This is a genomic window from Candidatus Phycosocius bacilliformis, assembly GCF_003112735.1.
Classification (GTDB): domain Bacteria; phylum Pseudomonadota; class Alphaproteobacteria; order Caulobacterales; family Aquidulcibacteraceae; genus Aquidulcibacter; species Aquidulcibacter bacilliformis.
Window position 1 is genome coordinate 202,982 of record NZ_BFBR01000007.1, and the last position, 13,349, is coordinate 216,330.

A 13,349-nucleotide genomic window follows, 5' to 3' on the forward strand; every position below is an offset into this window, starting at 1 on the left:
GAAAGCACAAAGCCGCCTGTCATGACGACTGATGTCCTGCCACAGATCGAACAAGAGGTCGCAGACCCAAGCGGGACGGTCGAAACCATCACGCTGGGCTGTCGTCTGAACCTGTATGAATCCGAAGCCATGCGCAATTTGGCCCAAGAGGCGGGGCTTGCCAATGTGGTTCTGGTCAATACATGTGCCGTTACCGGCGAAGCTGTGCGTCAGGCGCGCCAGACCATCCGGCGCGCCCGAAAGCAAAAGCCCGATGCGTTGATCGTGGTTACGGGCTGTGCGGCCCAAATTGATCCGGCCATGTTTGCGGCCATGCCTGAGGTCGACCGCGTCATCGGCAATGCTGAAAAATCACAAGCATCCACCTATCAAAGCCTCGCCAAGGGTGACAGCGAGCGGGTGCGCGTCAATGACATCATGAGTGTGCGCGAAACCGCCGGTCATCTGATCGATGGTGTGCAGGATCGCGCACGGGCCTATGTCCAGGTGCAGAACGGCTGCGACCATCGCTGTACATTCTGCATCATCCCATTCGGGCGCGGTAATTCACGTTCCGTGCCGGCCGGCGAGGTTGTGGCCATGATTGGCCGACTGGTCGCTAAAGGTGTGCCTGAAGTGGTGCTGTCAGGGGTTGATATGACCTCTTGGGGGGCAGACCTGCCCGGACAGCCCACACTTGGCGAACTTGTTCAGCGCATCTTGAAATTGGTCCCCGACCTAAAGCGGTTGCGATTGTCCTCGGTGGATGCGGTCGAGATTGACGATGTGTTGTTCCGCCTGCTGGTGGAGGATGAGCGCATGATGCCGCACTTGCATCTGTCGCTTCAACACGGGGCCGACCTGATCTTAAAGCGCATGAAGCGTCGCCACACCCGGGCTGATGCCATTGCCCTGGCGCAACGTCTGCGCGCGGCTCGCCCCGAGATCGCTTTTGGCGCAGATTTGATTGCAGGTTTTCCAACCGAGACTGAGGCCCATTTTGCAGACTCGCTGGCTCTGGTGGATGAGGTCGGACTGGCCTTTTTGCATGTCTTCCCCTTCTCACCGCGGCCTGAAACCCCCGCAGCCCGCATGCCCCAACTCGACAAGGCGGTGATCAAGGCCCGGGCGGCGGCTTTGCGTGCCAAAGGTGATCAGGCTTTGACGGCCTATCTGGACCGGCAAATTGGCTCGGTCCAAACCGTTTTGATCGAGCGCGACGGTCGGGGACGGCTCGACAGCTTTGCCGAAATCCATGTCGCGGGCGGACAGGCTGGCCAATTGCTGCAAGCCCGCGTCATTGGGCGGGGCACGGGGCATTTGATTGGTGAAGCGCTCGCTTAAACCTTCGCCGACGTCGCCACGCCCCGCACTGCCATTTCCTGAATACTTATAGTCATTACGTTAACTTATAGTGGGGCTACCACGGTTAAACTCGTTAAAGAATGATTAAAATAGGCTTGCCTAGCGCACTTCCATTATGTACTCAGGAATTCTGGAAATGTAACGAGTAGGGCGATTCCATGGCCACCATAATGAATATTTTTTCTCGTCTTGGCTCAAGCGGCACTGAGCGCCAAGATGCTGAGTTTGATACCCAAATTGGCGAAAAATCTGCTGCGAACACCTCAATTCAGGACATTGCTGCATTTGAATTGCTTGGGCAGCACCAACAAATGATCTCAAACGGCGTTGATTCCGTGATCAAGGACCTTGATACAGTGGCCGCGCTGGTTGGCCAGCTCTCCCACATCAAAGGCGATATGGCCCGAACCTTTGAGAGCCATCGTAAAATGGCCCTCGAATTGGCCGATGTGATCAAGGACAAGGAACGTGCTGAAGCCGGTTTGCGCGACAAGAGCACACAGAATGAATCCCTCACCGCAGATTTGCGTTCGACACGCGCAAATTTGGAAGAGACCGCGCGTAATTTTGGCAAGGCCAAGAGCGAATTAGAGGCGCTGGAAAACCGCTTCCATCTTCTGGGCGTGTCCAAAAAGGATGTGGATGATCAATTGCAGCGTTTGCAGTCGCAACTGACCAGCATTCAGGATGAGGCAACCTCGCTTGAGCGCGAAGTGGCAGGCCTGCGCGAGAATGGATCAGTTCAGGCCTCGCGCATTTCCGAACTGACTGAGAAGTATAATGATGCCAATAATAAGTGCATCTTCTTGACCAATAAATGCGAAGCTCTGGAACTCAATCTGCAGGAAAAGATCAGTGAAATGGTCGGTCTGCGGGAATTGGTCGATCTGCTGACCCAGGAAAAAGAGACCGCTTTGGTCTATGGCCGCCAGAAGGAAATGGAGGCCACTCAGGCACGAACCGAGGCCAATCGTCTGTTCCAGCAAAATCAGCAGGACAAAAAGACCCGTGAGATTGACGCCAATAATCTGCGTCTGGAACTCGACACGGTGCGCTCGAACCTCAAGACCCATCAGGATCTGGTGGCAGAGCTGCGCAACATGAATGAGCGTTTGACGGCTGATCTTGAACTGGCTGAAGAGCGTAACAAGACCCTGACCGCCAATAACAACCGGCGTGAAGCGTTGATCACGCGGATTTCCGCCAAGCTGGAAGCCACCGCCACCGCCCGCTCGCAGATTGAGCAGTCACGCGCGGTGATGAGCTCGCGGCTTGAAACCATCACACAGATTCTGGCCGAGCGGGAATCGGACGTGAAGCGGCTTGAAAGCGAGCTTGAACTAGCCCTTTCCCGTCATCACGAACATGCCGGCATGGCGGATGACAAAATCGAAGCGCTCAACAACCGGGTGTTCGAACTGGAGAAGGAATTGAGCTCGAGCCAAAATGAGGCGGCTTTCTACTCCAGCCAGCTTGATGCCATTCAGCGCCAACCCGTTCGGGCTTAAGCCCAACAAGGGCGCATGACCCTTGTAAAAAGGACAGCAGGCATGACCCCGTCGCTTGGCGGGGTCATTTCTTTTGGCGACGGGCCAAAGCAGGCGCGATTTGCTCTACCGCATCGGTCCACACGCCCACGCCAGCAGGCAAGTCCTTCAGCAATTCGGGATCATTGAGGCCAGCCAATTGTGAGTTGGCTCCCTTGGGAATAGGCCCTGTCACCAGAACCAGACTGCCTATAGTGGCCATGCGGGCGGCAAAATCGCGGTCCCACCCCCACATCAGATGGGTGTGGCTGATGGGGACCAGCACAAGCGTATTATGGCAGGCTTGGGGAATTGTGCCCGACCAGCCCAGTGAGACATAACCCTTGAGGCAATCAGCCACCTGCTTTTTGGAAAAGGCAATGAAACCGGGGCCAGCGGCCTTCACGAAGGCCTCAACCGGCACCTCATGTCCATAGACCATAACACGGTCTGGGCCGATCTGGCGGGCGGCCAGATAAGCCGCCAATTTGCGACCTTCTTCGGGGTCACGGCTCTTGATATTGATGAGGAGGCGGGTCTTCGGCACTGCCGTCAACACCTCATCCAGATTGGGGATCAGCCCCACACCCTTTCCGCGCAGAGGAAAGGTGGCACCCTCGTCGGCACTATAGCCATAGCCAGCATCCAGGCTGCGCAAATAGGCCATGTCGTGATAGCGGGTGACACCGTGTCCATTGGTGCGGCACTCCAGCGTCCAGTCATGGAAAACGGCAAAATCGCCGTCCGTGGTGGGATGGACATCAATCTCGATCATGTCCGCACCTAATGCGACGGTCGCCGCAAGCGACGGCAAGGTGTTTTCGATCAATGTGTGGGTCGGGGGATTAATCCGCGTCGCCGTGCAGTCATCTCGGCCGAGGTTTTCGCGCGAATAGGTCTGGTGCACACCGCGATGGGCCAGGATCGGGTGGGCGGAAGGGGTTTGTGCATGTGCCAGGCTGAAAGACCAAGCGGCGATTGCGACGGCTGCACTTAGGCTTAAGCTCAAGCCTTGACCATTTTTCCTGCCCATCAACAGGCCCTTTCCTCAATTGACGCGCTGCTCCTCATAAGGGCTATCGAGAGAAAAAGCCGGAATTTGGGCATCAAACGTCTCCCCATCTTCCGTCTGCATCACATAGGTCCCCATCATGAGGCCCGATGGGGTGCTGAGCGGGCAGGCCGAGGTGTAGAGGAAACTGTCACCTTCGCGCAGGATAGGCTGCTCGCCCACAACGCCCGGGCCTTTGACTGTCTGGGTCTGGCCATGCTTGTCGATGATGGTCCAATGGCGCGCGGTCAATTGGACTGTGGTGTGGCCTTCATTGGTGATCTCCACATGATAGGCCCAGACATAGGTATTTCGGGTAGGGTCTGACTGGTCTTCCAAGAATTGCGGTGTCACAGCGACGCGGACGCCGCGGGTCAAAGCTGAATAGTCACTCATGGGAGGATCAACCGACGTAAGACCCACATGATGTGGCCCTCACACGTCAAACACCACGCCCTGCGCCAAAGGCAAGGCGGTGGAATAATTGATCGTCTGGGTCTGGCGCACCATATAGGCTTTCCAGGAATCCGAGCCGGCTTCGCGGCCACCCCCCGTCTCCTTTTCACCCCCGAACGCCCCGCCAATCTCGGCCCCTGATGTGCCAATATTAACATTGGCGATCCCGCAATCTGAGCCCTGATGTGACAGGAAAGTCTCAGCCTCGCGCAGGTCCGTGGTGAAAATCGCTGAAGACAGGCCTTGCGGGACATCATTTTGGATGGCGATGGCCTCAGCGAGGCTGTCGGCCTCGACAATGTAGAGAATAGGGGCAAACGTCTCATGCCGCATGATGGCGGTTTGAGCCGGCATGTCGACCAATGCAGGCTGGACATAATGGCCATGTATATGTCGGCCTCCAACCAGAATCCGCCCCCCTTCGGCTTGGGCGGTTTCAAGAGCGCCCTGCATGGCTTCCACCGCCTGTGCATCGATCAAGGGGCCGACGAGGGTTTCAGGCTTGCGCGGGTCGCCAATGGGCAGACTGTGATAGGCGCGGACCAGACGCTCAACAAGTTCTGCCTTAATACTGGGGTGTACGATCAGGCGTCGCAGCGTTGTGCATCTCTGCCCCGCGGTGCCGACAGCTGCAAACACGATGGCGCGTGCGGCCAGATCAAGGTCCGCACTGGGCCGCACAATCATCGCGCCATTGCCACCCAATTCCAGAAGCACGCGCTTAAGACGCGTTGCGCAAGCCGAAGCCACCAACTTGCCCATTGCGGTCGACCCGGTGGCAGACACCAGACGGACATGGGGATTATCAACCAAGGCCGCCCCAATATCACCCGCCCCTTGGACCAACTGGACCAAACCGGCCGGCGCTTCAGTCCCAAATTTGGCAACCGCACGGGCAAAGATGGCACAGGTAATCTGGGCACACAGCGGGGTCTTTTCTGATGGTTTCCAGATCACCGGATTGCCACAGACCAAGGCCAGCATGGCATTCCATGCAAACACTGCAACCGGGAAATTGAAGGCGCTAATCACCAAAACCGGGCCCAAAGGCTTCCAGCGTTCAAGCAAATGATGGCCGGGACGTTCGGACGCCAACGTCAGGCCCGTCAATTGGCGCGATAGACCGACAGCATAATCCGCCATATCGATCATTTCCTGGACTTCGCCCAAGGCCTCCGATCGGGTCTTGCCCGCCTCCAGCGTCACCATATCGGCCAATTCCTGCTTGCGCAGGCGCAATTCTTCACCCCACAAACGCACAAGCTCGCCCCGACGCGGGGCAGGCAGATTGCGCCAGACCAAAAAGGCCGCTTGGGCGATGTCGCCTGCAGCCGTGCACTCATCAAGACTGGCGGCGGGAACCTCACCCAGCTTTTGACCATCGATGGGAGACAGTGACGCAATCAGCATATCAGGACCAAGGTTGGAACAATTTGGACAATTTCAGGCCTTGGCCCTGATAATGGCTGCCGACATCACCATAAAAGGCCGCAGGCGCGGCAGCCAGTGGTTCATAGACCAGACGGGCAACAGGTTGATCATGTTCCAAGACGAAAGGAACATCCCGGCCGCGCACTTCCAGAACCCCGCGCGCACCGGGCCCGCCAGCCCCATCGACCCCAAAACCAGGATCGAAGAAGCCCGCATAATGGGCACGGAACTCGCCCAAATCTTCCGCGGTGGCGACCATTTCTGCGGCCACGTTGCGTGGGATCGACAGGCCGGGCTGGCTCGCCAGAATGTAAAACTCACCCGGATCTAAAACGAGGCGACCATCACGGGCCGTCAGAGGCTCAAACCAATCGTGGGGGGCATGGCCACCCACTTTGGCAAGATCAAGCAAAGGCGCATGGCGGCGGGCCCGATAGCCGATGACCGAGCCCAAGGAGGCATGCGACAGGTCGAGATTGAGGTCGAGGCGGTTTAAGGTCGGCGTCTCACCCTTTTTGAGACGTAATTGCGCCAGCCGATCACCGGGGCGCGCCAGGATGGAGAAAGTCCGCGGGCAAATCTCAACCCACAACGGGCCCTGATAGCCTTCCCGAACCCGGTCAAAGCTGGTGGCCCCATCGGCAATCACCCGCACAAAGACATCAATCCGCCCGGTGGAGCTTTTCGGATTTGCCAGCGCCCGCACCCCGAGTGGCAAGGCGAGGCTTTCCTGTAATGGTGCCAGATAAACACAGCCTGTTTCCAGCACCGCCCCCTCGCGCAAGTCCAGGCGATGAAGCACCAAGTCGCTTTCATCCAATCGCTCCGCGACGGAGCGACCTTGACCCGGCAGAAAACTGGCCCGGATGCGATAGGCATAATCGCCAAGCCGCAAATCCAGGCTGGCGGGCTGAATCTGGCGGTCTGCCAGTGCATGGGTGGCCGAAATCGCTCCCTGATCGGCCAGAGCCTGCAAGATATGGTCGGGCAAGACCCCGTCAGCGATGGAATCGATCATGGTCTCTCCCATAGCGGTTTTGCTCGGCTTTCTCTACCGGCCTTCCCGCGATCAGGCCAGTTCGCCAATAGCCCAGCGCGCATGGACGCGATAGGCCGCCAAGAAGGCATCGACTTTTGCCGGATCAAGACCCTCGGCATTGGACAATTCCGCCGCATGAATACCCCCGGCCACAAACAGGCAATCCAGTTTCTGTCCATGTGCTCCGGCAACATCTGTTTGCACACCATCGCCGATGCACAACAGCCGTGACCGTTCCAGCGACTTGCCAGCCAAGCGTTCGGCGGCAGCAATCGTTAAGTCGTAGATCGGGGCATGGGGCTTGCCCGCCATAATGACGGGGCCACCCAATTCCTCATAAATATCGGCCAAAGCCCCCGCACACGGGATGAGATGGCCGCCAAACTGCACCACACGGTCAGGATTGGCACAAATGAAGGGCAGGTTGCGGGTTGCAAGGCCCGCCAATTCCGCGCGATAGCTTTCAGGCGGCTCAGCCAATTCATCGCGCAGGCCGGTACAAATGACATAATCGGCCGTCTCGGCGGCTCGAAAGTCAACCGGCAATCCGTCATAGAGACCTTCATCCTTGGAAGGGCCAATCTTATAGGCCCGCGGCCCGCGCTTTTCGATCTCTGCCCGTGTTGCATCCCCAGAGGTCACAATGGCGTCCCACGCATCACGACGCACGCCCAAAGCGTCGAGTTGGCGCGGAATGAAGCTCGATGGCCGGGGCGCATTGGAGATCAGCACGACCGGCTTGCCGGCATCGCGAAAGCCTGCCAGCGCATCACATGCTGCCAGATAGGCCGCACGGCCATTGTGGATGACACCCCACACATCACACAGGACGGCATCATAATGGTCAGCAATATCGGCGAGGGCGGAGATGATTCTTGTGGTCATAGGGCCTGATACTGCGACTTGATGACAAGGTCGAGAATGGGGTGTGTGGCTGGGTGGCAAAACGGACTACGCGCGCTTTCCCCTTCACCACCTTCGCCACCCCGCAAGCGTGACTGCGCCGGTGCTTAAATGCCCCTTCACCTGCTTCGCCGGACATTGGCGCATGCGCCGAAACCCTGTGAGCCGGGAGTTGTCGCGAGGGGATTAAAGGGGCTTTTCCCCTATCCATTTTTCCTAGAAGGCTTTGGTGCAGGCCCTGCCTGCCCCAAAGGCCAACCTCGGTTATTTGTGGGCGATTTGACGGGTCAAGTCCGCTTCGCGCCGCTACGCGGCAGATTTCTGAAGGAAATCTGGACTTGACGCGACAAGTCGCCCAACCACGCTCCCTAGAACGGTTTGGTGAGACAGAAGGATCAACAAACCGCGTCCAGACAAATATCCTACCCCAAACTACCGTCACCCCCGCCGAAGCGAAGAGCGGGGACCTTTTGGGTTTTCACCATCACAAGGTCCCGGATCGGCTGCGCCGTCCGGGATGACAGCGTTGTGAGAGTTGATCTCCTCCCCCGCGTGCGGGGGCGGGGGAACCCATCCCTGGCCGCGATGGTCGCCACGAAAATCCCTGTCCGAAGTTTGAGACTGCGTAAACGTCCCTACCAAACGCCTGAAATCCCTGAAACCCACCATAGACCTTTAACCATTTCCGCGCTAAAGCAGCCACGCTGCCGGTCACGGTGGCGATCCGCCGGTCGATACGCCGCTCACAAGCGCGCGACCCTTGCGGGCGATAAATCGGTCGCTGCTGTCCTCAACCCTCAGGGGCGGCCTCTTGATGATCAACTCGCTCGAACAAAGGACGGCTCAACATGCCCTCACTCGATAGTTTCAAAGCGCGCCAGACCCTGAATGTTGGCGGCAAAACCTATGTCTATTATTCCCTCGACGCGGCTTCGAAGAATGGCCTTGGCGATGTCTCCAAATTGCCGGTCACGCTGAAAATCCTGTTGGAAAACCTGCTGCGCGCTGAAGATGGCGTCACGGTGACCAAAGCCGATATCGAAGCGGTTGCCAAATGGGTCGACAACAAAGGCAAGGTCGAACATGAGATTGCCTTCCGCCCTGCCCGCGTCTTGATGCAAGACTTCACCGGCGTGCCCGCCGTGGTCGATCTTGCTGCCATGCGCGATGCAGCCGCCGCGCTGGGGTCCAACCCAGAGAAGGTCAATCCCCTGATCCCGGTCGATCTGGTGATCGATCACTCCGTCATGGTTGACCATGCGGGCAAAGGCGACAGCTTCGCCAAGAATGTCGATCTTGAATATGAGCGCAATGGCGAGCGTTACGCCTTCCTGCGCTGGGGCCAAAGCGCCTTTAAGAATTTCCGTGTGGTGCCGCCCGGCACGGGCATCTGCCATCAGGTCAATCTGGAATATCTGGCCCAGACCGTGTGGACTGCCGAGGATGATGGCGCTGAAGTGGCCTATCCCGACAGTGTGGTCGGCACAGACAGCCATACCACCATGATCAATGGCTTGGCTGTTCTGGGCTGGGGCGTGGGTGGTATCGAGGCCGAAGCAGCCATGCTGGGCCAACCCATCTCCATGCTCATCCCTGAAGTGGTGGGCTTCCGGCTTGATGGCAAATTGCCTGAGGGCGCTACGGCCACCGACCTCGTGCTGACAGTGACCCAGATGCTGCGTAAAAAGGGCGTAGTCGGTAAGTTTGTGGAATTCTATGGCCCTGGCCTTGATTCCATGACGCTGGAAGATCGTGCCACCATCGCCAATATGGCACCCGAATATGGCGCGACTTGCGGCTTCTTCCCAGTGGCCGAAGACACGATCAATTTTTTGCGCGCCACGGGCCGCGATGGTGATCGCGTCGCCCTTGTGGAGGCCTATGCCAAGGCCAACATGATGTGGAAGCATGATGCCGGCCAGCCAGTCTTCACCGATGAATTGGCATTGGATCTGGCCAGTGTGCAGCCGTCACTGGCAGGACCCAAACGGCCACAGGACCGGGTGTTGGTGGCCGATGCCGCCACCGCCTTCAAAACCGCTCTGGAAGGTGAATTCGGCAAGGCCGGCGAGGTCGCCAAGCGCGTGGGTGTGGAAGGCCACAATCATGATTTGGGTCATGGCGATGTGGTGATTGCAGCCATTACGTCATGCACCAACACCTCAAATCCTTCGGTGCTGATTGCCGCTGGTCTTGTTGCCCGCAAGGCGCGCGCCAAGGGCCTAACTGTCAAGCCTTGGGTGAAGACCTCTCTGGCACCAGGGTCGCAAGTGGTCACTGATTATTTGACCCAATCGGGCCTGCAGGCCGATCTCGACGCGATGGGCTTCAATCTGGTCGGCTATGGTTGCACCACCTGTATCGGCAATTCCGGTCCCCTGCCTGAAGCCATCACCAAGGCGATTGTGGCCGGTGATCTGGTTGCGGCCTCTGTGCTGTCGGGCAACCGCAATTTCGAAGGCCGCGTCAATCCTGATACGCGGGCCAATTATCTGGCCTCGCCCCCACTGGTCGTGGCCTATGCCTTGGCAGGATCGCTGCAAGTCGACCTCAATCTCGATCCGATCGGTACCAGCAGCGATGGTCAGCCTGTCTATCTGAAGGACATCTGGCCAAGCTCAGCGGAAGTGGCCGCCATCATGCGTGAGCATGTAACCCCTGAAATGTTTGCCCGTCGCTATGCCGATGTGTTCAAAGGCGATAAGAATTGGCAAGCGATCAAAGTGTCAGGTGGTCAAACCTATGAATGGCCCACCAAGTCGACCTATGTCGCCAACCCACCTTATTTTGAAGGCATGACCATGACCCCGAAAGGTGTGGAAGACATCCTCCATGCCCGCGTATTGGGTCTGTTTGGTGACAGCATTACCACCGACCACATCTCGCCTGCAGGCTCCATCAAAGCCTCAAGCCCGGCGGGTAAATTCCTGACCGAGAATGGCGTCTCTGCGATTGACTTCAATTCCTACGGGGCCCGCCGGGGTCATCATGAAGTGATGATGCGCGGCACCTTCGCCAATATCCGGATCAAGAACCAGATGGTTCCTGGGGTCGAAGGCGGCGTGACCAAGCATTGGCCCGACGGCGATGTGATGCCAATCTATGATGCCGCCATGCTTTACAAGGATGCTGGCACCCCGCTCGTCATTTTTGCCGGCAAGGAATATGGCACCGGATCATCGCGTGACTGGGCCGCCAAAGGCACCAATCTTTTGGGTGTACGGGCTGTCATCACCGAAAGCTTCGAACGTATCCATCGGTCGAACCTGATTGGCATGGGTGTGCTGCCCTTCCAATTCCGCGATGGCGTCACGTGGGCGAGCCTCAATCTGGTGGGAGATGAAATGGTGAGCATTTATGGCATTGCCGACATCGCCCCACGCAAAGAGATGGAAGTCGAAATCCGCCGGGCCGATGGCTCGGTTGTGATCGCCCCAGTGATTAGCCGGATCGATACGGCCAATGAGCTGGATTACTTCTTCTCTGGCGGCATCATGCATTATGTGCTGCGCCAATTGGCCCGCGCGGCCTAAATCAGCCAAAGCGCCTCATTTCAGCCCCCCAAGCCAAGCTTGGGGGGTTTTTTGTTGGTTCGTCGGGAGGAGGTTTGCATCAAGCCCATGTTTGTGCAAATTTTAGGTCATGACGAAGGAAACACTTACCTATAATGCATGCGCTCAGATGGTTGAGGCGGCGGGAAAGGCCTGCCAACCAGTAATCCAAAGCCCAGTAATCCAGCCCAATCCAAACTGGGATGCGATGGCGGTATCCTTTGCTTCCTTGGCAAATGCGCTAAGCTGGGGGTCGATCGTCTTGGCCGTTATCGGGCTATTGGGAGCGGTAGCTTGGGGCAAAATCGTCACAGATCGCGCAAGTTCAGAGGCACGCGATCTGGCGCGCAAGCTTGTAGATGATTATATCTCCACATGGCTCGCCGAAGAGGCACCCCAACTTATTCGACGGCAGATTGACTTAATCACGGATGCCACACTTGGGTCTGGCGACGATATGGTTGCCGCTGATCAAATCGGCAGGGAGGCGTGAATGAAAGACCCCATGTTGGTGATCGCAGAATATTGGGATCGGTCACCGGTCCCGATTGAGGCCATTATCAGGGATGTCGGTCTCGATCTGGCGTTCGAAGACTTAGACGATTCCATTTCAGGCTATATTGAAAAGGTAGGAGAGACTTACCGCATCGCTGTCAACCTGCACCATGCCGTCACGCGGCGGAGATTCACGGCCGCTCATGAACTGGGCCATTATGTCTACCATCGAGACTTGCTGGGTAACGGTGTTGGCGACAATCGAGCTTACCGGACCGACGGGACAAATCGGCCGAACCCCAAAATTCGCCCAATCCATGAACGTCAAGCCAATGCGTTTGCTGCAAACATCCTTATGCCTCGCCATCGATTGATTGGGATTGAGAACGAGACAACAGAATGCTTGGCTGAACGCTTTGGCGTATCACCAGCGGCGATGCGAATCCGACTGGGCCGTTGATCCATCAGCTGTGCTGATGGAAGCCATGACCAAAGCTTACCAATCATTCATCAGGCAGGGCCTTTTTTTTGCCCCACCGCCTTCTTAAGTGAAAGAACGAGCGCCGGAAGGAAGCCGTTTCCTGCCCCGACGCTCCTGCCAAGACCGGGTGCAACACCGGTCACACCCTTGGGGAGTGGACATTATGACTCGCGCACTTGCGCTGACCGTCGGCCCGGAACTGGGCCTTCAGCGCTACCTGACCGAAATCCGCAAATTTCCCATGCTGGATAAGGATGAGGAATATATGCTCGCCAAGCGCTGGCGTGAGCATCAGGATACAGGTGCGGCGGAGAAACTGGTGACCAGCCATTTGCGCCTGGTGGCGAAGATGGCCATGGGCTATCGCGGCTATGGTTTGCCCGTCGCCGAAGTGATTTCAGAAGGCAATATCGGCCTGATGCAGGCGGTGAAGAAGTTCGACCCTGAAAAGGGCTTCCGGCTTGCCACCTACGCCATGTGGTGGATCCGCGCCTCAATCCAGGAATATGTGCTGCGCTCGTGGTCGCTGGTCAAAATGGGTACCACGGCTGCGCAAAAGAAGCTGTTCTTCAACCTACGCCGCATGAAGTCGAAAATGCAGGCGATTGATGAGGGTGACCTCAAACCTGATGAGGTAGAGCGCATCGCCACCCAATTGGCGGTGACGAGCGAAGAAGTCATTTCGATGAACCGTCGGCTGGCCGGACCTGATGCCTCGCTCAATGTGCGCGTCGGCGAAGATGGCGGCGGGGAATGGCAGGATTGGCTCGCCTCTGATGAGGATAGTGCCGAGACCGAATATGCTGAGCGCGAAGAACATGATGAACGCATGATCCTGCTCAATCAGGCCTTGTCGACCCTGAATGAGCGCGAACAACATATCATCCGCGAGCGCCGCTTGCGGGAAGATCCGGTGACGCTTGAAGATCTGGCCGACCATTATGGGGTCAGCCGGGAGCGTATCCGCCAGATCGAAGTGCGTGCATTTGAGAAAATGCAGGCCAATATCAAGAAGGCAGCCTTGGAAAGCGGTCTGATCAGCGCTTGATCTCTTGCCTATGAACGGGGCTAA

11 protein-coding genes are annotated in these 13,349 nt (G+C 57.5%); 6 read left to right on the forward strand and 5 right to left on the reverse strand.

The features are described from left to right. Positions 1-21: 21 nt before the first annotated feature. A complete protein-coding gene (gene mtaB, locus PbB2_RS12190; RefSeq protein WP_108985636.1) occupies positions 22-1,323 on the forward strand; it encodes a tRNA (N(6)-L-threonylcarbamoyladenosine(37)-C(2))-methylthiotransferase MtaB in 1,302 nt (433 codons plus the stop codon). A gap of 191 nt (positions 1,324-1,514) precedes the next feature. Then, the gene (locus PbB2_RS12195; RefSeq protein ID WP_133245799.1) at positions 1,515-2,852 is read left to right on the forward strand and encodes a hypothetical protein; all 1,338 of its coding nucleotides are present in this window, start codon (positions 1,515-1,517) and stop codon (positions 2,850-2,852) included. A gap of 64 nt (positions 2,853-2,916) precedes the next feature. On the opposite strand, the gene PbB2_RS12200 is transcribed toward PbB2_RS12195, so the two are convergent. The 5 genes from PbB2_RS12200 to PbB2_RS12220 are packed head-to-tail and all read right to left on the reverse strand — an operon-like array spanning position 2,917 to position 7,732. Further along, complete coding sequence (locus PbB2_RS12200; protein ID WP_108985594.1) at positions 2,917-3,903, reverse strand: glycerophosphodiester phosphodiesterase family protein; 987 nt, start codon at positions 3,901-3,903, stop codon at positions 2,917-2,919. 15 nt (positions 3,904-3,918) lie between these two features. Next, positions 3,919-4,317 carry a Co2+/Mg2+ efflux protein ApaG gene (apaG, locus tag PbB2_RS12205; RefSeq protein ID WP_108985595.1) on the reverse strand — a complete coding sequence of 133 codons (399 nt, stop codon included), beginning with the start codon at positions 4,315-4,317 and terminating at the stop codon, positions 3,919-3,921. A gap of 39 nt (positions 4,318-4,356) precedes the next feature. Continuing rightward, on the reverse strand, positions 4,357-5,787 hold the full coding sequence (gene amaB, locus PbB2_RS12210) for an L-piperidine-6-carboxylate dehydrogenase (RefSeq protein ID WP_108985596.1): 1,431 nt from the start codon (positions 5,785-5,787) through the stop codon (positions 4,357-4,359). Between the two features lies 1 nt (position 5,788). Further along, positions 5,789-6,826 carry a 2'-deoxycytidine 5'-triphosphate deaminase domain-containing protein gene (locus PbB2_RS12215; RefSeq protein WP_108985597.1) on the reverse strand — a complete coding sequence of 346 codons (1,038 nt, stop codon included), beginning with the start codon at positions 6,824-6,826 and terminating at the stop codon, positions 5,789-5,791. Between the two features lie 51 nt (positions 6,827-6,877). Next, positions 6,878-7,732 (reverse strand): TIGR01459 family HAD-type hydrolase, encoded by an 855-nt coding sequence (locus PbB2_RS12220; RefSeq protein WP_108985598.1) that lies wholly within the window; start codon positions 7,730-7,732, stop codon positions 6,878-6,880. Between the two features lie 866 nt (positions 7,733-8,598). Here PbB2_RS12220 and acnA point away from each other — a divergent pair. From acnA to rpoH, 4 genes are all read left to right on the forward strand, one after another. Next, entirely contained in the window at positions 8,599-11,283 is a 2,685-nt protein-coding gene (gene acnA, locus PbB2_RS12225; RefSeq protein ID WP_108985599.1) for an aconitate hydratase AcnA, read from the forward strand. Positions 11,284-11,392: 109 nt separating this feature from the next. Continuing rightward, a complete protein-coding gene (locus tag PbB2_RS12230) occupies positions 11,393-11,794 on the forward strand; it encodes a hypothetical protein (protein ID WP_108985600.1) in 402 nt (133 codons plus the stop codon). Further along, entirely contained in the window at positions 11,795-12,256 is a 462-nt protein-coding gene (locus PbB2_RS12235) for an ImmA/IrrE family metallo-endopeptidase (protein WP_108985601.1), read from the forward strand. A 184-nt stretch (positions 12,257-12,440) separates the two neighbouring features. Continuing rightward, positions 12,441-13,325, forward strand: a complete 885-nt coding sequence (rpoH, locus tag PbB2_RS12240; protein ID WP_108985602.1) for an RNA polymerase sigma factor RpoH — start codon at positions 12,441-12,443, stop codon at positions 13,323-13,325. Positions 13,326-13,349 lie beyond the last annotated feature (24 nt).